17 protein-coding genes are annotated in these 24712 nt (G+C 73.1%); 9 read left to right on the top strand and 8 right to left on the bottom strand.

Features of this window, described 5'->3' with window-relative positions; translation table 11 throughout:
* Positions 1-90 precede the first annotated feature (90 nt).
* Positions 91-1281 (top strand): alpha/beta hydrolase family protein, encoded by a 1191-nt coding sequence (locus ACIGXE_RS06620; protein ID WP_399744165.1) that lies wholly within the window; start codon positions 91-93, stop codon positions 1279-1281.
* A 37-nt stretch (positions 1282-1318) separates the two neighbouring features.
* On the opposite strand, the gene ACIGXE_RS06615 is transcribed toward ACIGXE_RS06620, so the two are convergent.
* The 4 genes from ACIGXE_RS06615 to ACIGXE_RS06600 all read right to left on the bottom strand — a co-directional run bounded on the left by ACIGXE_RS06615 (position 1319) and on the right by ACIGXE_RS06600 (position 6149).
* Positions 1319-2614, bottom strand: coding sequence for a sugar ABC transporter permease (locus ACIGXE_RS06615; RefSeq protein ID WP_399744163.1), 1296 nt, complete (start codon positions 2612-2614; stop codon positions 1319-1321).
* Entirely contained in the window at positions 2611-3411 is an 801-nt protein-coding gene (locus ACIGXE_RS06610) for an ATP-binding cassette domain-containing protein (protein WP_399744161.1), read from the bottom strand. Before ACIGXE_RS06610 ends, ACIGXE_RS06615 begins: the two co-directional genes overlap by 4 nt.
* A gap of 41 nt (positions 3412-3452) precedes the next feature.
* Positions 3453-4544: a sugar ABC transporter substrate-binding protein gene (locus ACIGXE_RS06605; RefSeq protein ID WP_399744159.1), complete on the bottom strand. Its 1092-nt coding sequence runs from the start codon at positions 4542-4544 to the stop codon at positions 3453-3455.
* 195 nt (positions 4545-4739) lie between these two features.
* Positions 4740-6149: an aminopeptidase P family protein gene (locus ACIGXE_RS06600; RefSeq protein WP_399744157.1), complete on the bottom strand. Its 1410-nt coding sequence runs from the start codon at positions 6147-6149 to the stop codon at positions 4740-4742.
* A 142-nt stretch (positions 6150-6291) separates the two neighbouring features.
* Between ACIGXE_RS06600 and ACIGXE_RS06595 the strand changes: the two genes are divergently transcribed.
* The 7 genes from ACIGXE_RS06595 (at position 6292) to ACIGXE_RS06565 (ending at position 18751) form a co-directional block, all read left to right on the top strand.
* Entirely contained in the window at positions 6292-7275 is a 984-nt protein-coding gene (locus ACIGXE_RS06595) for a LuxR family transcriptional regulator (RefSeq protein ID WP_399744155.1), read from the top strand.
* 345 nt (positions 7276-7620) lie between these two features.
* Positions 7621-7866, top strand: a complete 246-nt coding sequence (locus ACIGXE_RS06590; protein ID WP_399744153.1) for a hypothetical protein — start codon at positions 7621-7623, stop codon at positions 7864-7866.
* A 106-nt stretch (positions 7867-7972) separates the two neighbouring features.
* Positions 7973-8782 (top strand): HlyD family efflux transporter periplasmic adaptor subunit, encoded by an 810-nt coding sequence (locus ACIGXE_RS06585; protein WP_399744151.1) that lies wholly within the window; start codon positions 7973-7975, stop codon positions 8780-8782.
* Positions 8779-11022, top strand: a complete 2244-nt coding sequence (locus tag ACIGXE_RS06580) for an NHLP family bacteriocin export ABC transporter peptidase/permease/ATPase subunit (RefSeq protein WP_399744149.1) — start codon at positions 8779-8781, stop codon at positions 11020-11022. Before ACIGXE_RS06585 ends, ACIGXE_RS06580 begins: the two co-directional genes overlap by 4 nt.
* Before the next feature lie 328 nt (positions 11023-11350).
* Positions 11351-14308: an NHLP bacteriocin export ABC transporter permease/ATPase subunit gene (locus ACIGXE_RS06575; RefSeq protein ID WP_399745142.1), complete on the top strand. Its 2958-nt coding sequence runs from the start codon at positions 11351-11353 to the stop codon at positions 14306-14308.
* Positions 14309-14377: 69 nt separating this feature from the next.
* Positions 14378-15082, top strand: a complete 705-nt coding sequence (locus ACIGXE_RS06570; RefSeq protein ID WP_399744147.1) for a caspase family protein — start codon at positions 14378-14380, stop codon at positions 15080-15082.
* Positions 15083-15154: 72 nt separating this feature from the next.
* Complete coding sequence (locus tag ACIGXE_RS06565; RefSeq protein ID WP_399744145.1) at positions 15155-18751, top strand: hypothetical protein; 3597 nt, start codon at positions 15155-15157, stop codon at positions 18749-18751.
* Positions 18752-18757: 6 nt separating this feature from the next.
* On the opposite strand, the gene ACIGXE_RS06560 is transcribed toward ACIGXE_RS06565, so the two are convergent.
* The 4 genes from ACIGXE_RS06560 to ACIGXE_RS06545 all read right to left on the bottom strand — a co-directional run bounded on the left by ACIGXE_RS06560 (position 18758) and on the right by ACIGXE_RS06545 (position 22792).
* Entirely contained in the window at positions 18758-19414 is a 657-nt protein-coding gene (locus tag ACIGXE_RS06560; RefSeq protein ID WP_399744143.1) for an alpha-ketoglutarate-dependent dioxygenase AlkB, read from the bottom strand.
* 35 nt (positions 19415-19449) lie between these two features.
* Positions 19450-20346, bottom strand: coding sequence for an SDR family oxidoreductase (locus ACIGXE_RS06555; protein ID WP_399744141.1), 897 nt, complete (start codon positions 20344-20346; stop codon positions 19450-19452).
* Between the two features lie 7 nt (positions 20347-20353).
* Entirely contained in the window at positions 20354-21268 is a 915-nt protein-coding gene (locus ACIGXE_RS06550; protein ID WP_399744139.1) for a nuclease, read from the bottom strand.
* A gap of 156 nt (positions 21269-21424) precedes the next feature.
* Positions 21425-22792: an aldehyde dehydrogenase family protein gene (locus ACIGXE_RS06545; protein WP_399744137.1), complete on the bottom strand. Its 1368-nt coding sequence runs from the start codon at positions 22790-22792 to the stop codon at positions 21425-21427.
* Positions 22793-22955: 163 nt separating this feature from the next.
* Here ACIGXE_RS06545 and ACIGXE_RS06540 point away from each other — a divergent pair, with 163 nt between their 5' ends.
* Entirely contained in the window at positions 22956-24710 is a 1755-nt protein-coding gene (locus ACIGXE_RS06540; protein ID WP_399744135.1) for an ABC transporter substrate-binding protein, read from the top strand.
* Positions 24711-24712 lie beyond the last annotated feature (2 nt).

Here is a 24712-nt window from a genome sequence, read left to right as displayed (position 1 = left end):
AGGGCGTCCGCCTGCGGGGCTACGGCGGCGCCGCGGGTTCCGACCGTGGTCTGACGCGGGTCGCGTGGCCGCCCCCGTAGCGTCCTGGACATGATCAAACCGACTCGGGCGGCCGCGGCCGCCCTTCTCGCCTGCGCGGTCGCGTTACCCGCCACCGCCCTGCCCGCGACGGCGGCGACCCCCTCACCGTCCGTCTCCGCCCCCGTCTCCTCCCCCGCCTCCGTCGGGCGGCTCGAGCTTCCCGCCCCGACCGGGAGGTTCGGCGTGGGGACCTCCGTCCTCCACCTCGTCGACCGTTCCCGGCCCGACCCCTGGGTGCCCGAGGCCGACGGACGCGAGCTCATGGTGACCCTGCACTATCCGGCCGCCCGCAAGGGCCGTGGGCAGGCCGCTCCGTACGCGACCGAGGAGGAGGCCCGGCTGGTCCTGAGCGGGGTCGGCGTGACCGACCCGGCCTCGGTGCGCGCGCTGGCCGCCATGGGCACGTACAGCGCGTTGGACGTGCGGCCGGCGCCCGGACGCCGTCCGCTGGTGCTGCTGTCCCCGGGCTTCGGCGTGCCGCGGTTCACGCTCACGTCGCTCGCCGTCGAACTCGCCTCGCGCGGCTATGTGGTCGCGTCCGTGGACCACGCCTACGAGACCTCTGGCACCGCCGTGCCGGGCGGCCGGATCCTCACGTGCGTGGCCTGCCAGGCGCTCGAGGAGGGGCGCGCGAAGGGCAGTGACGTCACGGCGGCGCGGGCGGCGGACGTCCGGTTCGTCCTCGACCGGCTGACCGGTCCGCGCCCGGCCTGGGCGTACGCGCGGACGATCGACCGGACCCGGATCGGCATGGCCGGGCACTCGATCGGCGGTGCGAGCGCCGCCACGGCGATGCTCGCGGACCGGCGGATCGACGCCGGGGCGAACATGGACGGCTCCTTCTGGGACACCGTGCCGGCCGGGGGCCTCGGCGGGCGCCCGTTCCTGCTCCTGGGGACGGACGACGAGACCCACCGCCCGGGCGGCGTGGACGCCACCTGGGACAGCACGTGGCGGGCGCTCGACGGCTGGAAGCGCTGGCTGACGGTGGCGGGCTCGGACCACTTCACGTTCTCGGACGCCCCGGTGATCCAGCGTCACTTCGGACTGCCCGCCGGGCCCATCCCGGCCGACCGGGCACTCGCCGTGACGCGCGCCTACCTCGCCGCGTTCTTCGACGAGCACCTGAAGGGGGTCCCCCAGCCGCTGCTGACGGGGCCGAGCCCCGCGCATCCGGAGGTGCGGTTCCAGCAGCCGTAGCCGGCACGAGGGTCGCGGGTCGCGTCCGCGAGCGGGATCAGGCGCGCCCCGCGGCCTTCTGGCTGCGGCGGGACAGGGAGTCGACGACCACCGCGGCGAGCAGCACCGCGCCGGTGATCATGAACTGAACGGCGTTGCTGACGCCCATGATGTTCATGCCGGACTGGATGGAGCCGATCACGAGGGCGCCGAGCAGGGCGGACCAGACCGAGCCGCGGCCGCCGAACAGGCTCGTGCCGCCGATGACGGCCGCGGCGATGACGTTCATCAGGAGGTTGCCGCCGCCGGAGGTCTGACTGGCGGACTGGATCTGGCCGGCCAGGAAGATGCCGCCCACCGCGGCCATGGTGCCGGCGATGGTGAAGACGCTCATCCGCACGAAGGCGACGCTGATGCCGGCCCGTCGGGCGCCCTCGATGTTGCCGCCGACCGCGAAGATCTGGCGGCCGTAGCGGGTACGGCGCAGCACGAAGTCGAGGACGACCAGCAGGATCAGGAAGATCAGCAGGGCGAGCGGCAGGCCCTGGTACTGGTTGAGGATGTACGCCGCGGCGAAGGCGATGGCGCCGATGACGACCGTGCGCAGCACGATCTCGGCGACCGGCCGGAACGGCACGTGGGCCGCCTGCCGGCGCCGGGCGTCCTGGAGGGAGGCGAGCAGGAAGAGTCCGACGCCCACGGCGGCGGCGACGTAGGCCGTGGCCGGGCTGTGGAAGATCGTCGAGTAGAGCTTGGAGACGATGCTCTCGCTGGGGATGTTGACGGTTCCGGTGCTGCCGAGCACCTGGAGCATGAGGCCGTTCCAGAAGAGGTTGCCGGCCAGGGTGACCACGAAGGCGGGTACGCCGACCTTGGCGAAGAAGAAGCCCTGGATGAGGCCGACCGCGGCTCCCCCGGCGACGGCGACCAGCAGCGCCAGCCATTCGTTCATGCCGTTCAGGACGTTGAGCACGGCGAAGATGGCCGCGCACAGGCCGCTGACGGAGCCGACGGAGAGGTCGATCTCACCGAGCAGCAGGACGAAGACGATGCCGACGGCGATCATTCCGGTGCCGACGATCTGCTGGCTGAGGTCGGAGAGGTTCTGGGCGGAGAGGAAGGTGCTGTCGAGGCTGCCGAAGACGGTCCAGATGATGATGATGGCGACGACGACGGGCAGGGAGCCCAGCTCGCCGCTGCGCAGCTTGCGCCGGAACTCGCCGAGGTAGCCGCGGAAGCCCTGCTCGCGGACGATCAGCCGGCTGTCGACGGCGGGTACGGACTCGGGTGCGGCCTGCTGGCCGGAGGGGCCTCCGAGGTCCTCGGGGCCACCGGTCTTCCGGTCACCGCTCATCGCTCCTCCTCCCCGCGGGCCTGCCGCTGTTCGCGGATGCGGGCCTGCCGCCGGGTCACGGCGCTCTCGGTGGCTCCGGTGATGGCGGAGATGATCTCCTCGGTGCTGGTGGCGCGTTTGTCGAAGACGCCGTTGTTGCGTCCCAGCCGCAGCACCGCGATGGTGTCCGCGACGGCCATCACGTCCACCATGTTGTGGCTGATGAGGATGGTCCCCAGGCCGTGCTCGCGGAGGCGTTCGACGAGGTCGAGGACCTCGGCGGTCTGCTCGACGCCCAGCGCGGCGGTGGGCTCGTCCAGGATGACGACCTTGGGGTCGCCGATGAGGGAACGGGCGATGGCCACCGTCTGGCGCTGGCCGCCGGACAGGGACGCGACCGGGATGCGGACGCTGGGGATACGGATGGACAGGGTCTCCAGGAGCTCGCGGGAGCGCTGCTCCATGCGGACCTCGTCGAGCACGCCGAAGCGGCGCAGTTCGCGGCCGAGGAAGAGATTGCCGACCACGTCGAGGTTGTCGCACAGCGCGAGGTCCTGGTAGACGGTGGCGATGCCGAGGTGCTGGGCGTCGTGGGGCCGGTTGATGGAGACCGGCCTCCCCTGCCACTCGATGACGCCGTCGTCGGGTGGGTTCACCCCGGCGATCGCCTTGACGGCGGTCGACTTGCCGGCGCCGTTGTCGCCGACCAGGGCGACGACCTCACCGGCGTGCACCTCCAGGTCGAGGTCCGACAGGGCCTGGACCGCGCCGAACCGTTTGGAGATCCCCCGAAGCGTCAGCACAGGTGCTTCCGGCACCGCAACCGCCTCCGACCCATACCGGGGCCCTTACGGGCCGGTTACTGGAGCCCGGCCTGCTTGCACGCGGCCGCGTACGTCGGCGTGCAGATCTCGTCGACCGTGTAGAGGCCGTCCTTGACGACGGTGTCCTTGATGTTGGTCTTGTCGACCACGATCGGGGTCAGCAGGTTGGCCGGCACCTTGTCGCCGCTGCCGTTGGTGACGGTCAGGGGGACGAGGTTCTTCGGGAGCGCCTTGCCCTGGGCCAGGTCGACGGCCATCGTCGCGGCGATGTCGGCCTCGGGCTTGTACGGCTTCATGATCGTGATCGTCTGGTCACCGATCAGGATGCGCTGGACGGCGTCGAGTTGGGCGTCCTGTCCGGTCAGCGGCACGTTCATGCCGGCCGCCTTGAGGGCGGTGGAGATTCCCGCGGCCAGACCGTCGTTGGCGGAGTAGACCCCCACGATCTTGTCCTTGCCGAGCGCGCTGATGGCTCCGGACATCTGCTGGTTGGCGTTGTTCGGGTCCCAGTTGGGCGTGTCGTACTCCTTGCCGATCTTCACCTTGCCGTCGAGCACGGAGTGCGCGCCGGCCTTGAAGTCGGCGGCGTTCGGGTCGGTGGGCGAGCCGTTGTGCATCACGATCACGCCGGACTTGGCCTTGTCGCCGAGCGCGGCGAGCAGCGCCTTGCCCTGCAACTCGCCGACCTTGTGGTTGTCGTACGAGACGTAGGAGTCGACCGGGCCCTGGGCGAGGCGGTCGTAGGCGACGACCTTCACGCCCGCCTTGTTGGCCTTCTCCACGGAGGACTGGATCGACTTGGAGTCCACGGCGTCCAGGATGAGCACCTTGTCACCCTTGGCGAGCGCGGTGTTCACCTGCTGTTGCTGGGTGGTAGCGCTCTCGGCGGCGTTGTAGTAGTCGACCTGCGCGCCGGGCGCCAGCTCCTGGATCTTCTGCTCGATGTAGGGCTTGTCGAACTTCTCGTACCGGGTGGTCTTGCTCTCGGGCAGCAGCAGGCCGATCTTGATGTCCTGGCGCTCCGCCGAGCCCGACGCCGACTGGGCGACGCCGCTCGTGGCCACCACGCTCAAGGACAGGATCGCGGTTCCCGCGACGGCGATCGCCGCGCGCACTGTACGGGTCATGTCAGGCTCCTTCCGGGCGCCCTCGATTCCTCCGTCGCGGGGCTACGAGGCTTGCGAACCTGCCTGACCGCGGGAGCGTCGGCGCACCTATGGCCTATGTATCGACACTAGCTCCAGCCCCTGCGGTGGTCCATTCGCGGACCGTTCGCGGCGCCGTGCCCCCCGTGGGCCCGGCGCCGCGAAGTGTCGGGTGCGTCAGCCGGCGTGGCGGGCCATCCAGGCCTCCACCTCGTCGGAGGAACGGGGCAGACCGGCGGACAGGTTCTCGTGGCCGTCCTCGGTCACGAGCAGGTCGTCCTCGATGCGGACGCCGATGCCGCGCCACTCCTCGGGGACGGTGAGGTCGTCCGGCTGGAAGTACAGGCCGGGCTCGACGGTGAGCACCATGCCGGGCTCCAGCACGCCGTCCACGTACTCCTCGTTGCGGGCCTGCGCGCAGTCGTGGACGTCGAGGCCGAGCATGTGGCCGGTGCCGGCCATGGTGAAGCGGCGCTGGAGGCCGAGTTCGTAGGCGCGCTCGGCGGGGCCCTCGATGAAGCCCCATTCGACGAGGCGGGCCGCGAGGTGGCGCTGGGCCGCCTCGTGGAAGTCGCGGTAGGCGGCACCGGGCTTCACGGCGGCCATGCCGGCCTCCTGGGCCTCGTACACCGCGTCGTAGACCTCGCGCTGCACGGGCGTGAAGGTGCCGCTGATGGGGAGGGTGCGGGTGACGTCGGCGGTGTAGAGGCTGTTCGTCTCGACGCCGGCGTCGAAGAGGAGCAGGTCGCCGGGGCGCACGGGGCCGTCGTTGTCGGTCCAGTGCATGATCGTGGCGTGCTCGCCGGCGGCACAGATGGAGCCGTAGCCGACGGAGTTGCCCTCCAGGCGGGCACGGCGGAAGAAGGTGCCCTCGATCCAGCGCTCCGAGGTGTCGACGGCGCGGGAGAGTTCGGCGACGGCGTCGGCGAAGCCGCGCACGGTGGAGTCGACGGCCTTGCGCAGCTCGCCGATCTCCCAGGCGTCCTTGACGAGCCGCAGCTCGCTCAGCGCCTCCTCGAGGTCGGCGTCGCGCTCCTCGTCGGTGCTGACGGCGGCCTCAAGGGCCGGGTCGACGCCGCGGACGATGCGGGTGGGCACGGTGGCGGCGGCGAGGTCCTGGGCCGCGGTGCGGACGTCGCGGCAGGGCAGGCCGAGGACGCGCTCGGACTCGGCGAGGGAGCGGCGCCGGCCCATCCACAGTTCGGCGTGGTAGCCGCTCCAGAACTCGTCGTCCTCGCGGCTGTCGCGGGGCAGCTGGTAGCAGTAGGCGTCGTGGCCGCCGTCCGCGCGCGGCTCCAGGACGAGGGCGCAGTCCCGGGCCTGGTCGCCGGTGAGGTGCACATAGCCGGAGTACGGCCGGAACGGGTAGGTGTCGTCGTTGGAGCGGGCCTTGAGGTTCCCCGAGGGGATCACCAGGCGCTCGCCGGGGAAGCGCGCGGAGAGCGCGGCGCGGCGGCGGGCCGCGTAGGGGGCCTGCTCGTCGGGCGTGAGATCGTGCCGTTCGGTGTCCGCCCAGCCGGTGCGCATGAGCGCGGACAGTTCCGCGGAGATCCCCGCGTACAGACCGTTCTTTCGGCCCTTGGCCACGTCGTACCCCTTCGTGTTCGTCCGGGTCGGTTCCCGTCGCGTCGGCAGGGACGCTAGCCGGGGGAAGGGGCGCCGGGTGCCGAGGAGTGCCAGTGGCACTGATCGGACACGCGGCGGGCCGGGCGGTGCCGACAATGGGCGTATGACGAACGAGAGACTGGGCGAGGCACTGCGGCTCCTGGGCATCGAGGGGGCAGCGGGCCGGGTCTATCTGGCGCTGCTCGACGGGGCGCCCGCCCCGCTCGGCTCGATCGGCGAGGCGGCGGGCGTGTCCGGTGCCGCGCTCGCGGCGGCGTACGGGGAGCTGGTCGACGCCGGTCTGGCCAGCGCGGCCGACGGTGACGGGGACGTGGTGGCGCCGGTGCCGCCGGCGGCGGGTCTGGAGATCCTGGCCCGGCACCGGGCGGCGGAGCTGGAGGAGTCCAGGATCGCGGTCGGCGGCGCCTTCGAGTCGTTCCGCCGGCACCGGCTCGCCGCGTACAACGACGGTCTCGTGGAGGTCGTCACCGGGGACGCGATCGGGCGCCGGATGCGGCACGCCTGGGCGAGCGCGCGCGAGCAGATCCGGCAGTTCGAGTCGCCGCCGTACGTGCCCCTGGTCGGCGCGACCGAGGACGCGCTGGCGACGCTCGCGCGCGGGGTGAGGCAGCGGGTCGTGTACTCCCGGGAGTCGCTGGAGCACCCCGGGCATCTGAAGGACGTCATCGAGCCGTGCATCGAGGCGGGCGAGCAGGCCCGGGTGCTGCCGTCGGTGCCGGTGAAGCTGCTGATCATCGACGACGCGTACGCGCTGGTGTCGCTGTCGATCCAGGAGGCGGACGTGGTGAACACGATGCTGGTGGTGCAGCCCTGCGGGCTGCTCTCGGCGCTCGTGGCCCTCTTCGAGCAGTCCTGGAACAACGCCCTGCCGTTCCACGGCCGCGCCACCCGCCCGGCCGGGCTCGCCCCCGCCGACCGGCGGCTGTTGCGGCTGCTCGCGGGGGGTGCGAGCGACGAGGTCATCGCCCGCGAACTCGGCGTCAGCCGCCGCACCCTGTTCCGCCGTCTGCAGATCCTGATGGCGCGTCTGGGGGCCGCGAACCGCTTCCAGATGGCCCTCCAGGCGCAGCGCTCCGGGTGGCTGTGAACCCTTCGGGGAAACGCGGCACCGCCTGCCGGAAACCTGCACATTGTGTGCGTGCTGCGAACCGGCCCTCCCCCGCGGCTGCGCGCGCCGGCCTCGCGGGGCCGCCCTTCTGCCGGAGTGCGCCCGTTTTCTCCCCGGGGCCTCGGGAGGCGCCGGAATCTGTTACTCCGCCCTGCGGAGAAGCTGTCGCCATTCGGTGAAACATGCTGCACGCCGGGGTGCCCGAGGTCCACGAACGGCGCTGATCAGGCGTCAACCGAATTCGCTCGGGCACCCGTTCGCGTGCTTTGATCTGCGGCGCCGCGGTAATTCGGATTCCCCCCACTGAGATGAAAGGTGCGCTTCATGCGTAACGACCTCGAGACCCGTGTGATCGACGACGCCGAGCTGGACGCCGTTTCCGGCGGTGTCGTCAGCGTCAGCGGCGGTCTCGTCGGCGCCGTGACCGGCGACGTCAACACCGTCCTCGGCGCCGTCGGCTCCCTGCAGACCGTGGCCACCGCCGAGGGCCTCGTGAACGGCGTCCCCGGCCTGGCCCAGGGCATCACCGGCGTGCACGTGAACGCCGGCCTCGGCGTCGCCGGCCTCTGAGCGACCCCGCGGTCGTGAACCCCGGGGCTTTCCCGCTCCGGGGTTCACACCCCTTCCGAGGCGCCCGGCCTTGGCGGCTCAGGAAATGCAGTCGAAGGAATAGTCCATGCAGTTTCGCCAAAAGGCGCTTTCCAAGCTGCAATCGCCCGAGGAACTCGATCTCCCGGTGCGCTTCGCACGCCCGCAGGGGCGGCTCGTGCTGGCCGTGACGGTCCTCGTGACGGCCGTCGCCGCGTTCTGGGCCTTCACCGGCACCGTGACCTCCGAACTCGGCGCGCCCGGCATCCTCGTCCACGCCGAGGGCCGCTATCTGCTGCAGAGCCCCGTCGCCGGCCAGGTGACCGGAGTCCTCGTCGCGGAGGGCCGGCCGGTCTCCGCCGGGCAGCCGCTCGTCGTCGTCCGCACCGAGCAGGGCGACCGCCCCGTGCGCGCCGTGGCCGCCGGCCGCGTGACCGCGCTCTTCGCCCGGACGGGCACCGTCGTGACGACCGGCGCCGACGTGGCGACCGTCGAACGCGTCACCGGCCCCGACGACCCGCTGGTCGCCGTCCTGTACGTGCCGGCCGGCGGCGACGCCTCCTCGATCCAGGTGGGCGCGTCCGTCGACCTGAACGTCCGGTCCGTCGCCCGCGACCGGTACGGCGTGCTGCGCGGCCGGGTCACCGCGGTGGGCCGCGCCCCCCAGACGCGGGCGCAGATCGGCGGCTTCCTCGGTGACGACGGGCTCGCCGCGGAGTTCACCCGGCAGGGCAGTCCGGTGGCGGTCCTGGTGGCCCTGAAGCGCTCCTCCGCCACCGAGTCCGGCTACGCGTGGTCGTCCGCGGACGGCCCCCCGTACCCGGTCGACTCCGGGACCCCGGTCTCCGGCTCCGTCCACCTCTCCTCGCAACGCCCCGTCGACTGGCTGCTTCCGTGAACCCCCGCAAGAAGACCACCCGCGCCGCCCGGACCCGCCCGGCCCCGCGCCGCCGCCCGGCCCCGCGCGGCCGCGCGATCCCGCGCCGCCGGCCGCGGACCGTGCGCACCCCCACCGTGCTCCAGATGGAGGCGGTCGAGTGCGGTGCCGCCGCGCTCGCCATGGTGCTCGGCCACTACGGGCGCTTCGTGCCGCTGGAGGAGCTGCGCATCGCGTGCGGCGTCTCGCGGGACGGCTCGCGCGCGAGCAACCTGCTGAAGGCGGCGCGGAGTTACGGCCTCCAGGCCAAGGGCATGCAGATGGACCTGGCGGCGCTCGCCGAGGTCGCCGCCCCGGCCGTGCTGTTCTGGGAGTTCAACCACTACGTCGTCTACGACGGGATGGGCCGGCGTCTCGGCCGCCGTGGCGTGTGGGTCAACGACCCGGGCAAGGGCCGCCGGTTCGTGCCCATGGAGGAGTTCGACCCGGCCTTCACCGGCATCGTGCTCGTCTTCGAGCCGGGCCCCTCCTTCCGGCGCGGCGGCCGCAGGCCGGGCGTCCTCGGCGCCGTCCCGGGCCGGCTGCGCGGGACCTCCGGCACCATGGCCGCGGCCGTGCTCTCCAGCCTGCTGCTGGTGGCGGTCGGGGCGTGGGTGCCGGCCCTCAGCCGGACGTACATCGACATGTTCCTCATCGGCGGGCGGTCCTCGCTCCTCGGCACGCTGTTCGCCGCGATGGCCACCGCGCTCGTGCTCACGGCGGCGCTCACCGGTCTGCAGCAGGCCAACCTGCTGCGCGGCCGGATCGTCTCCTCCACCCTGGGCGGCGCCCGCTTCCTGCGACATCTGCTGCGGCTGCCCGTCGCCTTCTACGCGCAGCGCAGCCCGGCCGACCTGGTCCAGCGGCTGCGGTCCAACGACGCGATCGCCGAGACCCTGGCGCGCGACCTGTCGGCCGCCGGCGTCGACGCCGTCGTGGTGCTGCTGTACGCGGTGCTGCTGTGGACGTACGACCCGCAGCTGACGGTCGTGGGCATCGGCGTCGCGCTGCTGAACGTCGTCGCCATGCGGATCACGATCCACGTCCGGGCCACCGGCACGCGCAAACTGCGCGCCGAGAGCGCCCGGCTGACGAACACCTCGTACAGCGGTCTGCAGCTCATCGAGAACATCAAGGCCACCGGCGGCGAGAGCGGCTTCTTCCGCCGCTGGTCGGGGCAGCACGCGGTCACCCTCGACGTGCAGCAGCGGCTCGGCGTGCCCAGCGCGTGGCTGGCGGTCGTCGCGCCCACCCTGGCCGCGCTGAACAGCGCGCTCATCCTCATGATCGGCGGACTGCGGGCGGTCGAGGGGCACCTGACGGTCGGACTGCTCGTCGCCTTCCAGGCCCTGGTGACCGGTTTCACCGCGCCCATCACCCGGCTCAACGGCGTCGCCGGCCGGATCCAGGACTTCGCCGCCGACGTCACCCGGCTCAAGGACGTCGAGAACTTCCCGGTCGACCCCGTCCACACCCGGCGCGACCCCGGGGGCGCCCGGCGCCTCACCGGCCATGTGGAGCTGGACCGCGTCACCTTCGGTTACAGCCCGCTCGACGCGCCGCTCCTGACGGACTTCTCGCTCGCGGTCGGCCCCGGGCAGCAGGTGGCCCTCGTCGGCGGCTCCGGCAGCGGCAAGTCGACGGTCTCCCGGCTCATCGCGGGCCTGTACGCGCCGTGGGAGGGCGCCGTACGGGTCGACGGGATGCGCGTGGAGGACATCCCGCGCGGCGCCCTCGCCGCGTCCGTCTCCTTCGTCGACCAGGACGTCTTCCTCTTCGAGGGCACCGTCCGCGACAACATCGCGCTGTGGGACCCCTCCGTCCCGGACGAGGCGGTCGTCGCCGCGCTCGCCGACGCCGCCGTCCTGGACGTCGTCTCCCGGCGCCCCGGCGGCATCCACAGCCGGGTCGAACAGGACGGTCGGAACTTCTCGGGCGGCCAGCGCCAGCGCCTCGAACTCGCCCGGGCGCTGGTCCGCGACCCCAGCGTGCTCGTCCTCGACGAGGTCACCAGCGCCCTGGACGCGGTGACCGAGCGCGAGGTCATCGACAACCTGCGGCGGCGCGGCTGCGCGTGCGTGGTCATCGCGCACCGGCTGAGCACCGTCCGCGACAGCGACGAGATCCTGGTCCTCGACCGGGGCACGGTCGTCGAACGCGGCCGGCACGAACACCTGGTGGCCGCGGGCGGCCCGTACGCCGAACTGGTCAAGGAGCACTGAGGTGACCACCCCGCACCCCGCCCTGCCGCCCCAGGACCGCTCCGGCCCCTACGCCCCGGCCGGCCCGTACGACCAGCCCGCGGCGCACCACCCGACGGCCCCGTACGTCCATGCGACGACGCAGCACCCGACGGTCCCCCATGGCCAGGCCGCGGCTCAGCACGCGACGGTCGCCCAGGACCAGGCCGTGGCACACCACCAGACGGCCGCTCACGACCAGGTCACGGCCCACCGTCCGACGGCCGCCCATGACCAGGCCGTGGTCGGGCAGACGGCCGTCTCCCATGACCAGGCCGTGGCCTGGCAGACGGCCGTCGCCCATGACCCGGTGGTCGCCGCGCTCGGCGGGCTCGGTACGGCGGTCGACGGCTCGGGACTGCGGAGCCTGTCGCTGGAGGGGCCGTCCGTGCTGTGGCTCGTCGTGCACGGCACTCTCGACCTCTTCGCCGTCGCCGCCGACCGGCTCGGCGCCTGGCACTTCCTGGGCCGCGTCGAGGCCGGCGCGCTGCTCCTCGGCCCGGCCGAGGGCGCCGGCCACACCCTGGTCGGCCGCCCGTCGCGCGAGTGTCTGCTGCGCCGCGTGGAGCTGCGGGAGCTGCACCGGTCGGGGTACGAGGAGCAGGGGCAGCCGGGCCGGTGGCAGACGGACGGCCGGCCGACCGGGCCGTGGCCGGAGGGCGGGTGGGCGACCAGCCGGTGGGGGAACGGGGACGACAGCCTGTGGTCCGAGGGCGGCTGGTCCGAGGGCGGCTGGTCCGACGGGCAGTGGGCCGACGGACAGTGGTCCGACGGCCGGTGGTACGGGCCGGGGGCCGCCGAGCCAGCCGCCCTGAGCCCGCTGGAGAGCGCCTTCGCGCTGGGCGTCGGCCGCGGCCTGCGGGTGCTGTACGAGGCCCCGCTCGGCGGGGCGTCCGACGCCTCGCCGCACGGGGCGGACGACGACATCGTGTGGATGCGGATCGAGCCCGGCAGCGTCCGGTACGGAGCCGCCTACGAGGCGGAGGCGGCGGGCACGCTGCTCGTCGACGCGGCGATGTGGCAGGGCATGGTCGAGCAGCAGTACCGGCTGCTGTACGCCCTGGACCACTGGATCGAGGAGCGCGAGCGCGCTCACGAGGACCGTACGGCCGCGGGTCTCGCGGCGGGCCGGGCGGCCGGCAGCGAGGCGGACCGCGCGCTGCTCGACGCCATCGGGCGTTCGGGGCGGGGCGCCCGGCGGGGCGGCGGCGTCGACGCGACGCTCGCCGTGTGCCGGCTGGTCGCGGCGGACGCCCGTATCGCGCTGTCCGAGACCGTGGGGTCGGGGGCGGACGACGAGCGGACCGACCCGGTCGAGGGCATCGCGCTCGCCTCGCGCGTGCGCACCCGGGCCGTCGGGCTGCGGGGCCGCTGGTGGCGGGAGAACTGCGGTCCGCTCGTGGGCCGGCGCGAGGAGGACGGGACGCCGGTGGCGCTGCTGTGGCGGCGCGGCGGTTACGTGGCGGTCGACCCGGCCGGCCGGCGGGAGCGGATCGACGGCGGGAACGAGGCGGAGTTCGAGCGGCGGGCCGTGATGTTCTACCGCCCGCTGCCCGAGGGCCGGATGAGCCTGCCGCGGCTGGTGCGGTTCTGTGTCCGGGGCAACCGCCTGGAGCTGCGCGACCTGTTGCTGGGCGGGCTGGTGTCCATGGTTCTGGGGGCGACGGTTCCCGTGGCGACGGGGCGGATCCTCGGCGAGTTCGTGCCGGCCGCGGAGAACGACCTGATCGTGCGGACGGCGCTCGCGCTGGTCGGGGCCGCCGTGGTGGGCGCCGCGTTCCTGCTGTTGCAGAACGTGGCCCTGCTGCGCATGGAGGGCCGGATCGAGGCCACCCTGCAGCCGGCCGTCTGGGACCGGCTGCTGCGACTCCCGGCGACGTTCTTCGCCGGCCGGTCGACGGGCGAGCTGGCCAACGCGGCCATGGGGATCAGCGCGGTCCGGCGGATGCTGTCGGGGGTGGCGCCGGTCTGCCTGCAGGCGGTCACGGTCGGCGTGATGAACCTGGTCCTGCTGCTGGTGCACAGTGTGCCGCTGGCGCTCGTGGCGTTCGCGATGCTCCTGGTGGTGGGCGCGGTGTTCCTGGGTCTGGGCCTGTGGCAGTTGCGCCACCAGCGCCGGCTCGTCGAGCTCGGCAACCGCCTCGACAACCAGGCGTACCAGACCCTGCGGGGGCTGCCGAAGCTGCGCGTCGCGGCGGCGGAGAGCTTCGCGTACGCCGCGTGGGCGCGGGAGTTCGCCCGGACCCGGGTGCTGCAGCAGCGCGTGGGGCGGATCCAGAACGCCCTCGCGGTGCTGAGCGCGGTGTGTCTGCCGCTGTGCACGCTGGTGATGTTCGCGCTGCTGGCCGGTCCGGCCCGCGGCAGCATGTCGGCGGCCGAGTTCCTCACGTTCAGCACCGCCCTGACGATGCTGTTGTCCTCGGTCACCCAGCTGACGGGCGCGCTGCTGTCGGTGGCGGCGGTCCTGCCGGTCTTCGAACAGGTCGAGCCGATCCTGAGCGCGGCGCCCGAGGTGCGCGGCGGCGCGGCCCGGCCCGGCGTGCTGACCGGCGCGGTCGAGGCCCGGCAGCTGTCGTACCGCTACGCGGAGGACGGCCCGCTGGTGCTCGACGGGGTGGACCTGCGGGTGGCACCCGGGGAGTTCGTCGCGATCGTCGGCGCCAGCGGCTGCGGCAAGTCGACGCTGCTGCGGCTGCTCATCGGCTTCGACCGGCCGACCGAGGGCAGCGTGCTCTACGACGGCCAGGATCTCGCCGCCCTCGACCAGGCGGCGGTCCGCCGTCAGTGCGGGGTCGTCCTGCAGAACGCCCAGCCGCTCTCGGGCTCGATCCTCGACTGCGTGCGCGGCGCGGAGGACTTCACCCTGGAGGAGGTCGCGGAGGCCCTCACGCTCGCCGGCCTCGCCGAGGACGTCCAGGCCATGCCGATGGGCCTGCACACCATGCTCTCGGACGGCGGCGGCACCATCTCCGGCGGCCAGCGCCAGCGCCTGATGATCGCCCGCGCCCTGATCCGCAAACCGCGCGTCCTCTTCCTCGACGAGGCCACGAGCGCCCTCGACAACGAGGCCCAGCGCGTGGTCATCGAGTCCACCCGAGCCCTCCGCGCGACCCGCGTCGTCATCGCCCACCGCCTCTCCACGATCATGGACGCGGACCGCGTGATCGCGATGGCGGACGGCCGCGTCGTCCAACAGGGCCCCCCGGCCGACCTCCTCGCCGACCCGAACGGCCTCTTCCACGAACTGGTGCGGCGCCAACTGCGGTGAGGGGCTGGGTGGCGGACCCTCTATGCTGCTCCCTGCGATCGAAGGTGCTCGTGGCGAGGGGGGTGCGCGGTGCCTCGAGGTCATTTCATCGGTGTCGCCAACGGTTTCTACCCAGACTATCCGCCGGGACTCGGCCGCTACCTCCCGGCGGTGCGACCGGACATGGACCTCGTCGCCGAACGGTTCAAGGCCGCCGGATTCCTCACGGAGCTGCACAAGGACCTCAGTAGCGACGAGATCTTCGCCCTGCTCGAGAGCCGCGTGCGGAAGGGCGACTTCGCCGCGGAGGACCGGGTCGTGTTCTGGTTCAGCGGCCATGGGGTGCACGACGCCGCGGGCCTGGGTCTGGCCGGCGTGGACCATGCGTCCGGCCTGGTCATCTCGGCAGGATGCGTGCCGTCAGCGCACCTCTACCGTGCGCTGGAGGGGCATGCGGCGTTGCACCGGATGCTCGTCGTCCTCGACTGCTGCTTCGCGGGGGCCGCGGCCGGGGACCTCCAACTGGCGCGGATGCGGCAGGACCCGTGGGGCCCGGCCGAGGGGCGGAACACCGCGCAGATCGCTCTGCTGGCCGCCGGCCGCGGCTACCAGTCCGTCCGCGACGGCGTGTTCGTCACGCGCCTGCTGTCCGCCTGGGACGCGCTGGAACGGGATCCGAGGTACGCGTCCTTCGCGTACCTCCCGCTGGGCGAGATCGCCGCGGGCATCGAGACAGGGCTCGGCGAGGAAGACGGCTGGGTCGACCGCCACGACAACTCCCACGGTGTCGACTAGTTCCCGAACGCCGGCTACGCGGGCTCCGCGGCGCTCACCCTGCCCGTACCGGCGGCGGAGTTCGACGCGGCCGTGGACCGTGCCTACGGACTGGTCCGCACGCTCGGCCTGTCGCCGCAGCAGATCGACGACTTCGTACGGGAGGCCCTGTACAACCACTTCGGGCCGAAGAGCCTCGGCCGAAGCGTCGCGAACGGTACGGACGAGGACCTGTTCGTCGGCCGGGAGCGGGCCGTGTCCACCCTGTCGGACTGGCTGGCCGGGGACGGCCCGGGGCTGGCGGTCGTCACCGGACAGGCGGGCGGCGGCAAGTCGGCCGTGCTCGGGCGGGTCATCCGGCAGTGGTCTGCGTCATCGTCCGAGCAGCCGCTCACCGTGGTGTGGGCGCGCGGCGCCACCGCGGGCGACATCACGCGGATGCTGGCCCACGCCTGCGGGTTGTCGCTGGGCGCACCGGACGGTCCGTCGGCCGCGCCGACCTTCGGCGAGCTGCTCGCAGGGGTCGCCGCCCACACCAGGGACGGCCGGATTTTACGCGTCGTGGTGGACGCCCTTGACGAGGCCGGGCTGCGGCACGAGGCGCGCCACGTGCCGGAGCAGGCTCTGGCCGTACGCCGGGAGGCGCGGGCCATCGCGGATCTGCTGCGCGACCTGGCGAAGGAGCCGGGGGTGCGGATCGTCGTGGCCACGCGCCGGGGCCTGCTGGACAGCCTGGCCACCCGGGACGTGCTCGTCGACCTCGACTGCCCCGCCTACGCGGTCACGCCGGAGGAGACGGCGTCGTACGTCGAGCGGATCCTGCGTCAGGGGGCCGCGTACCGGCACGACGCGGGCGCCCTCCGGGAGGTGGTGGAGGCGATCACCGAACTCGCTCACACCGTGGACGGTCCGGCGGGGGGCTCCCCCGGCGGTGCGGCCAACTTCCTCTTCGCCAGGACGGCCGCGCACGCGCGGACCAACGACGCGAGGCCGCTGACCAGATACGCCGACTGGCGCGAGCGGCTACCCCTGAGCGGCGGCGAGGCGTTCGTCGCCGACATCACCGCCCGGCTGGGCGAGCGGGACGCGAAGGTACTGCTGTCCCTCGCGTACGCCGAAGGGACCGGCCTGCCCGTCGACGAGACCTGGCAGGCCGTCGCCCGGGCGCTGACGGGACGGGCCGTGTCGATGGCGGATGTGCGACGAGTCCGGTCCATGTCCGGCGACTATCTCCTGCTGTCCACCGCGACGGGACGGGAGACCGTCCAGCTCTTCCACCAGTCCCTCGTGGACCACGTCTGCGCCGGCGTGCTCGGGGACTTCGCCGAGAACCAGCGCCGGATCGTCGACGCGCTGACTCCCGCCGGTGCGCGGCGCAAGGGCGGGCGGCGCTCGGCCCGCGAGGGGGCCGGGGACGCGGTGTCGGCTTGGGCCCAGGTGTCCTCGTACACCCGTCACCACCTCCCGGCGCACGCCGCGCAGTGCGGCCACGGGCGGCTCGAAAGGCTGTTCCAGGACCCCGGCTTCCTCCTCGCCTGCGACCCGCTCGCACTCCTGACGACCGGCCGGACGCTGGAGTCCGGCCCAGGTTCGGCAGCTCTGGACGCGTACCGGCTCAGCCTGCACTCGTGGGCGGCCCCGGACGACGAGCGCCTGCGGCGGCTGCACGCCAACTCCCGCCGCAGCGGCGCCGACGCCCTGGCCGGGGCCGTCGAACGCGCCCTCCCGGACGACCGTCGGTGGACGGTCGCGAAGGCCCTGTGGGCCGGGGACGAGCAGCGCTCCATGCTGCACTCGGGGCAGGTCCGCGACATCGCCGTCGGCCACGCGCGGCAGGGCCCGGTCATCGCGTCGGCCGGCCAGTGGGGCAGCGTCCACATCTGGGATCCGCTGCGGGGCCGCGAGGTGCGGTCCGTCCCGGCCACCACGCGGACCGTCGCGGACGTGGAACTCGCCACCCTGGGCGATCGCGAGACAGTGGTCGTCCGCGACACCGAGGGCACCGTGATCGTGTGCGATCTGGAAACGGGAGAGGAGATCGCCCGCACGGCGGCACCGGTCGATTCGCGTGACGAGGTGAAGGCCATGACCGTCGTCCGGGTCTCCGGGCGCACGGTGCTCGCGCTCACCACGGACGGCAAGAAGATCAAGCTCTGGGATCCCACCGGCCACGAGGCCCCCCGGCCCCTGAGGCGAGGGCGGTTCACGCCCGCGCGCGCCTCGAACCCGTACGTCCTGACGGGTGGAACGCTGGCGGGCGCCGACGTCCTCGTCGCCGCGGACGTTCTGCAGGGCCCCCGGCTCTGGGACCCGGGGACAGGTGAGCTGCTGCGCACCCTCCGTGGATCGGAAGGAACCCTCTTCGCCCTGGCGGCCACCCGGAACGGGCCGCGCGACCTGGTCGCGGCCAGGAACAGCAAGGGAACGGTGTACGTCTGGGACGCGTCGAGCGGCGACCTGCTGGCGGACATCCCGGATTCCACCGCGACGTACCTGGTGCAGGCACTGTGGGTCGGACGGCTCGACGGCGTGGATGTGGTCGTCATGGGCGGCCGGGACGGCCTGGTGCGGGTCCTCGGCATCGACGACGGCATCGAGCTGCGGCGGTTCCGGGCCCGGGCGTCCCTGGTCACCTGTGTGCTCGTCACGGAGCTCGAAGGCCGCCCCCATGTGATCGCCGGTGACGCGGAGGGCGCCGTCCTGGTGTGGGACGCCGAGCACCGGACGGCGGCGGATCCTGTCCTTGACTCCCCGCCGCTGGGCCGACCGCTGGGCGCTTTTCTGGGCCCGGTCGGCGGGAACGGCCGGGCGGCTCTGTTCGCGGACCGGGGCACCTTGCGGACGTGGGACCTCGCCTCCCGCACGGACGTGATCGCGTCCCAGGGAAAGATCAGCAGACAGATCGAGAGCGTGACCCTCGGGACGTTCTCCGGGCGGACGTGGGCGGTGATCGGCTGTTCCGACGGGCTGGTGCAGTTCTGGGACCCGAGTACCGGGGACGTGAGCAGTCTGAACGGGCTGGGCACCCGGGTCCTCAGCATGGCGGCGGGCGATCTGTGGGGAGCCGAGTCGCTGGTGATGGGCGGTGCCGACGGCTCGGTCAGTCTGTGGGCGCCGTGTGAACCCGATCGCGCCGTGCTCCCCCCGCTGCGGTACCTCAGCCCGCCCGACGGATCACCCGTGCGGCACGTCACCATCGGCGCGCCGACGGGTGAACAGCGGGTGTTCAGCGTCGCGGGCGACCGCACGCTCGGAATCTGGGAGCCCGACGGCGGCGGACGGACCATGGAATTGACTCCGTCGTCCGCGTCCGGGGAGCCGGACGTGCGCTGGCTGCTCGGACCGCTTGTCCCGGCCGTGTCCAGCGACCGGGAGGTCCTCGTGTGCGGCATGAGCCACTGGGTGAGCGTGGTCGGTCTGCCCGGCCTCGACCTTCTGCATTCCAGCGTCGCCGGATACGCGCAGGCCATGGTGCTGACGGCGTGCTCGGTCGGCGGAAGGCTCGTCGTCGCCTACGGCGGGGAGAGGGGTGCGCTCCACGTGTGGCTCCCGGAGGAGGACCACCACGAGCGTCTGATCGGGCACACGAGTGACGTCACGGCACTCGACCTGCGTCACGAGGGCGGACGCCTGTCCCTCCTGTCGGCGGCAGCGGACCGTACCCTGCTTCTTTGGCGCGGGCGGCTGTGAGAGGGCTCAGCCCACCCCGCGGGTGCGGAACTGGACGCTGATGCGGGGGCCGACCGCGCGGGTGGTCTTGGGGACGGCGTGTTCCCAGGTGCGCTGGCAGGAGCCGCCCATGACCAGGAGGTCGCCGTGGCCGGACGGGAGGCGGAGGGCCACGGGGCCGCCGCCGCGGGGGCGGAAGGCGAGGTCGCGGGGGTCGCCGAGGGAGAGGATCGCGACCATCGTGTCCTGGGTGGCGGAGCGGCCGGTGCGGTCGCCGTGCCAGGCGACGCTGTCGCGGCCGTCGCGGTAGAGGCAGAGGCCGGCCGTGACGAAGGGCTCGCGGAGCTCGGCGGCGTAGTGGGCGGCGAGCGCTTCGCGGGCCTCGACGAGCGCGGGGTGCGGGAGCGGGGCGCCCTCGCGGTAGTACGCGAGGAGGCGGGGGACGGCGACGACGTTGTCGTACATCCGGCGCTCCTCGGCCTGCCAGGGCACGCCCTCGACCAGCTCCTCGAACAGCGCGTCGGCGCCGTGCAGCCAGCCGGGGAGGTGGTCGACCCAGGCGCCCGCGCCCAGCTCGGTGCGCCGGACGCCGTCGAGGGGACCGGGGCCGATGTCGGTGCCCTGGTCGAAGAGGGAGCCCTGGAATCCGGGGAGGTGCGGGGTGCCGGGTCGTGCCGCTGTCATGGGGACCAGCCTACCTCGGCAATCGAACGTATGCGCTAATCAGGGGGGAGCAGGTGCCGGTAGCTCCGGGGGTGGGCCGCCAGGAAGGCCTCGAAGGACTGCGGCGGGTGGCCGGTGAGGGTGCGCACGTCGTCGGAGACGTCGTCCATCTCGCCCACGGCCACCGCCTCGTACGAGGTGATCCAGCCCTCGACCTCCCAGTCGGGCGCGTCGTAGACGGCGCGCGAGGCGTAGGCCTCGTCCCGCGTCTCCAGGACGTAGCTGACCGTGCGCCCACTGGCCCGGCTCAGCGCGGCGGCGATCTCGACGAAGCTCAGCGCCTCGGGGCCGGTCATGTCGTACGTCGCGCTGTCGTGCTCGTGGCCGGCGGCGAGCAGCACCGCCGTGGCCGCGTCGGCGATGTCGTCGTGGGCGACGGCCGCCACCCGGCCGTCGCCGGCCGGACCGCGCAGCACCCCCTCGGGGGAGGTCATCGCGGCCAGGTCCGCCTGGTAGGTGCTGTCGCGCAGGAAGGTGAAGGCCACGCCGGTGGAGCGGATGTGCTGCTCGGTGTGCCAGTGGTCGCGGGCGTAGGTGAAGGTCGCGTGCGGTGCGGCGTTGAGGTACGAGAGGTAGACGATCCGCCGCACCCCGGCGGCGACGGCGGCGTCCACCGCGGTCGCGTGGGTCCTGACCCGGCCCGGCCCCTCGTGGGCGGAGACGAGGAACAGGGTGTCCGCGCCGTCCAGCGCGGCGCGCATCGCCTCGGCGTCCTCGTAGGACGCCGTCCGGGTGTCCTCGGCGGGCAGGGCGGCCAGCTTCTCGGGCAGGGCGGCCAGCTTCTCCTGGTCGCGCCCGAGCGCCCGTACCGGCGCCCCCGCCTCGGCGAGGTGGCGCACCACCCGCCGGCCGATCCGCCCCGTGGCCCCGGTGACGGCGACCAGTCCGCTCATGCCGTGCTCATTTCTCGTCGAAGAGGAGGTCCTCCGAGGCGTGGGTCATCATGACCGTCCCGCCGTTGACGACCCTGACGACGTGCTGCAGGCCGACCAGCTCGTCCGACGGAGCGGGAGCCAGGATGCGGAACCCGTCCATGGCCCCGCCCAGATACGCCGGGAAGCAGTCCAGCGTGGTGTGCCCGAGGGACAGGTACTCCTTCAGACGGCGGAAGAGCTTCGGCAGGATGATCGCCTCCTCGGTGATCGACTCCATGCCGATGACCTTGGTTCCCCTGAGGGTCATGTCGACGGTCTCACCGTTCGCGTCCCGTCGCCACAGGCCCTGCCCCGGCGCCGCCCTCGCCTGCAGGGCGGCCGCGGTCAGCTCCTCGCGCAGTTCCTTGGGCAGGCCCGCGTAGAACATCGGGTACACCAGGCCCTGGGCCAGCAGGTAGTGGTTGGCCGTCTCCCGCAGCAGCCCCCTGGACACGTTCAGCTCGTAGCCGCTGGGCCCCGGCGGGGCGCCCCGGCCGACGAACGCCACGCAGCGGCCGTAGGTGTCGGTGCCGCCGGTGAGGATGTAGCCCGGTACGGTCTCGGGGATGGCGAGGATGTTCTCGACCCCGGGCTTGTCGGGATCGGGGACGCGCCGGATGTCGCGGAAGCCGAGCCACCTCAGCAGCGCGTTGGTCGCGGCGTCACCCAACTCCCGCGGCTGGCGTGCCGTTTCCCCGTAGACCCCGTCGTAGTGCGTCTCCAGCGCGTCGACGCCTTCGAGTCGCACGCCGACCCGGCCGTCCCACGCGGGCTGCGGCTTCTCGCAGCCGCGGACGAGTCGCCACTCGCCGACGTAGTCGGGGGTGAAGGGGAGCGTGTCGCCGTCGGGGCTGGTGCGGCCGGACAGATGGAACGATCCCTTGATCAGCAGCATGGGCATGATGCCCCCAAGGTCGCAGCATGGGAAGGGAACCGGCTCCCTTCCCATGCTGCGACGCCCCCGGCGCGACCGCCATCGGAACCGTTGCACGGCCCCGGTCGCGACCGGGGCCGTGCCGGGTGCGCCGTTCTCACCCGCCGTGCCGGGTCCGCGGCGTCACAGCGCCCGGTCGGGTGACAGCGTGTACGTTCGGGACGCGGTGTAGAAGTCCAGTGCGGCACGGCCCTGTTCGCGGGGGCCGTAGCTGGAGGCCTTGGCGCCGCCGAACGGCAGGTGGAAGTCGACACCGGTGGTGGGGGCGTTGACGCGGATCATGCCGGTGTCGAGGCGGTCCAGGCCGTGCAGGGCCGCGCTCAGGTCGGCGGTGTGGACGGAGGTGACGAGGCCGTACCGGGCCGCGTTGGTGATCCGTACGGCGTGGTCGAGGTCGCGGGCGGGGAGCAGGGCCGCGACGGGGCCGAAGACCTCTTCGCGCAGCAGGCGGTGGCCCGCGGTGACCTTCTCGACGAGGGTCGGCGCCGCGTACCAGCCGGGGGCGTCGGGCACGGTGCCCCCGGCCAGGACGGACAGGCCCTGCCACGCGGCGGCGGTGTCGTCGCGGGCGGCCTCGGTGATGAGCGGCCCGCATACGGTCGCCCCTTCGGCGGGGTCGCCGACGGGTACGGCCCGCAGCGCCTCGGCGAGGGCCTCGCGCAGCGGGTCGAGGGCGGCGCCGACGGCCACGACGCGGCTGGTGGCGGTGCATTTCTGTCCGGCGTAGCCGGCGACCGAGGCGGCGATGTGCGCCGCGGCCCGGGCGATGTCGGCGTCGGGAAGCACGACGGCCGCGTTGAGGCCGCCCATCTCGGCCTGGACGGGGATGCCCCGGGCGGTGGCGGAGCGGACGACGGTGCGGCCGACGCCGGAGGAGCCGGTGAAGGAGACGACGTCGGCGGCGGAGACGAGCGCGCCGCCCTCGGTGGCGCCGCCGGGGACGACGGTGAACACGTCCTCGGGCAGGGCCCGGCTGACGATCTCGGCGAGCCGCTGGGCGCAGGCGGTGGCCTCGGGGGCCGGCTTGAGGACGACGGCGTTGCCGGTGGCGAGCGCCGGGGCGGCCTTCCAACTGGGGATGGCGAAGGGGAAGTTCCAGGGGGTGACGAGGCCGGCGACGCCGTGCGGGCGGCGGCGGGTGAGCAGCAGGCCGGGGCCGGCCGCGGTGTCGTGGACGGCGCCGGTGGGCTCGTAGGGGGCCTGGGCGTAGTAGCGCCAGATGGCGGCCGTGCGGGCCACCTCGGCGCGCGCCTCGGCCAGCGGCTTGCCGACCTCACGCACGGCGAGCGCGGCGAGTTCGGTGGCGGCGGCCTCGACGGCGGCGGCCACCGCGCCCAGGGCGGCGGAGCGGGCCGCGGCCCCGCCGGCGGCCCAGTCGGCCTGCGCGGTGCGGGCCCGTTCGACGGCGTCGGCCACGGCGAAGGCGCCGGGGGCCGGGATGTCGACGAGGACGTCGGCCGGGTCGGCGGGGTTGCGGGAGATGACGGTCATGCGGCGAACCTTCTCTGTGGTGTCCGAGGGCTTGCGCAGTACAATTTCACATTACTATGTTACGGGTCACATTTTCAGTCCCGTCCGCGTCCGTCGACGGCGTCCCGACGCCATGGACACCCACGTGCGACTGACCGAACTCTGCTCCCGGAAGTGACTCCTGATGGACAAGCACCCCAGAAACGCCCTCGCCGTCGCCGTGCTCACGGCCCTCACCCTCGGCGCCACCGGCTGCTCCGGCGCGGCCGGCGGCGCCGCGGGCGGCAGTCATGCCGGCGCCAACCCCGCCACCGGCAACAACGGCACGATCGTGGGCGGCACCCCGGTGAAGGGCGGCACCCTGACCGTGCTGTCCAACCAGGACTTCACCCACCTCGACCCGGCCCGCAACTGGGTGATGGGCGACATGGACTTCGGCACCCGCCTGCTCTACCGCACCCTGCTCACCTACAAGGCCGAACCGGGCGTCAAGGGAACCGAGTTGGCCCCCGACCTCGCCGAGGACCTCGGAACCCCGTCCCACGGGGCCAGGACCTGGACCTTCCGCCTGAAGAAGGGCCTGAAGTACGAGGACGGCTCCCCCGTCACCGCGCAGGACGTCAAGTACAACGTGGAGCGGTCCTTCTCCCCCGACCTGCCCGGCGGCCCGGACTACGCCGCCCGCTACCTCACCGGCGCCGAGGGCTACCAGGGCCCGGCCGCCGGCAAGCACCTCGACTCGATCAGGACGCCCGACGAGCGGACCATCGTCTTCGAACTCCGCAAACCCTTCGCCGAGTTCCCCTACGCGACGGTGCTCCCCACCTTCGCGCCGGTGCCCGCCTCCCAGGACAAGGGCCCGCAGTACGACAACCGGCCCTTCTCCTCGGGGCCGTACCGGATCGAGTCGTACGCACGCGACAAGCAGCTCACCCTGGTCCGCAACCCGCACTGGGACCCGTCCACCGACACCGTGCGCAAGGCCTACCCCGACCGGATCGTCGTGACGATGGGCCTCAAGGCCAACCAGATCGACGACCGGCTCGTGGCGGCCGGCGGCGCCGACGCCTCCGCCGTCCCGTGGGACAAGCTCCGCCCCGAGAGCACCCCCAAGGTCCTCACCAGGCCGGACGTCCGGGCCCGGCTCCTCGCCGAGTCCACCAGCTGCACGGAGATGGTGCAGATGCACACCGGCCGCGCCCCCTTCGACGACATACGGGTGCGCAAGGCCGTGCAGTACGCCCTCGACCGCGAGGCCGTCCTCACCGCCTCCGGCGGCCCCGCGCTCAACGACCCGGCCTCCGCGCTCATGCCCGGCTCCCTGTTCGCCGGCGGCAAGCAGCCCGACACCCTGGGGATCCCGCTCACCGGCGACGTGGCGAAGGCGAAGCGGCTCCTCGAGGAGGCCGGCAAGCCCGGCGGCTTCAGCACCCGGATCACCGTCTCCAACGGGGACAAGGGCGTCGCCGAGGCGATCCAGCAGTCGCTCGGCCGCGCCGGGATCAAGGTCGTCATCGAGACCGTCGACCCGTCGGCCTTCTACGACACCATCGGCGACACCAAGAACCGCACCGACCTCGTCTACACCGGCTGGTGTCCCGACTACCCCTCCGGCTCGACCTTCCTCCCCTTCGTCTTCGACGGCCGCTACATCAAGGAGAAGGGCAACTCCGGGAACCACTCCCTCTTCCGCGACCCGGCCACGATGAAGCGGATGGACGAGATCGCCGCCATGACCGACGCCGCCCAGGCGAACAAGGCCTGGCAGGAGCTCGACGGGCAGATCCTCGCCAAGGCCCCCACCGCGCCCGCCGTCGTCGAGCGCAAGCCGCTGCTCGTCGGCACCAACATCGCCGGCGCCTTCGGCCACGCCTCGTACGGCGGGCAGCTCGACTACGCGACGGTCGGCCTCAAGGACCCCGCCAAGAGCGGAAGCTGATC

The organism is Streptomyces sp. NPDC053431, assembly GCF_044544925.1.
Lineage (GTDB): Bacteria > Actinomycetota > Actinomycetes > Streptomycetales > Streptomycetaceae > Streptomyces.
Note: the sequence above shows the minus strand (reverse complement) of the source record. Positions and strands in the feature narration are given on the sequence as shown.

Coding starts and splice junctions, on each gene's coding strand:
- ACIGXE_RS06620 (WP_399744165.1), top strand. CDS start 91: ATGATCAAACCGACTCGGGCGGCCGCGGCCGCCCTTCTCGCCTGCGCG.
- ACIGXE_RS06615 (WP_399744163.1), bottom strand. CDS start 2,614: ATGAGCGGTGACCGGAAGACCGGTGGCCCCGAGGACCTCGGAGGCCCC.
- ACIGXE_RS06605 (WP_399744159.1), bottom strand. CDS start 4,544: ATGACCCGTACAGTGCGCGCGGCGATCGCCGTCGCGGGAACCGCGATC.
- ACIGXE_RS06595 (WP_399744155.1), top strand. CDS start 6,292: ATGACGAACGAGAGACTGGGCGAGGCACTGCGGCTCCTGGGCATCGAG.
- ACIGXE_RS06590 (WP_399744153.1), top strand. CDS start 7,621: ATGCGTAACGACCTCGAGACCCGTGTGATCGACGACGCCGAGCTGGAC.
- ACIGXE_RS06585 (WP_399744151.1), top strand. CDS start 7,973: ATGCAGTTTCGCCAAAAGGCGCTTTCCAAGCTGCAATCGCCCGAGGAA.
- ACIGXE_RS06560 (WP_399744143.1), bottom strand. CDS start 19,414: ATGACAGCGGCACGACCCGGCACCCCGCACCTCCCCGGATTCCAGGGC.
- ACIGXE_RS06555 (WP_399744141.1), bottom strand. CDS start 20,346: ATGAGCGGACTGGTCGCCGTCACCGGGGCCACGGGGCGGATCGGCCGG.
- ACIGXE_RS06550 (WP_399744139.1), bottom strand. CDS start 21,268: ATGCCCATGCTGCTGATCAAGGGATCGTTCCATCTGTCCGGCCGCACC.
- ACIGXE_RS06545 (WP_399744137.1), bottom strand. CDS start 22,792: ATGACCGTCATCTCCCGCAACCCCGCCGACCCGGCCGACGTCCTCGTC.
- ACIGXE_RS06540 (WP_399744135.1), top strand. CDS start 22,956: ATGGACAAGCACCCCAGAAACGCCCTCGCCGTCGCCGTGCTCACGGCC.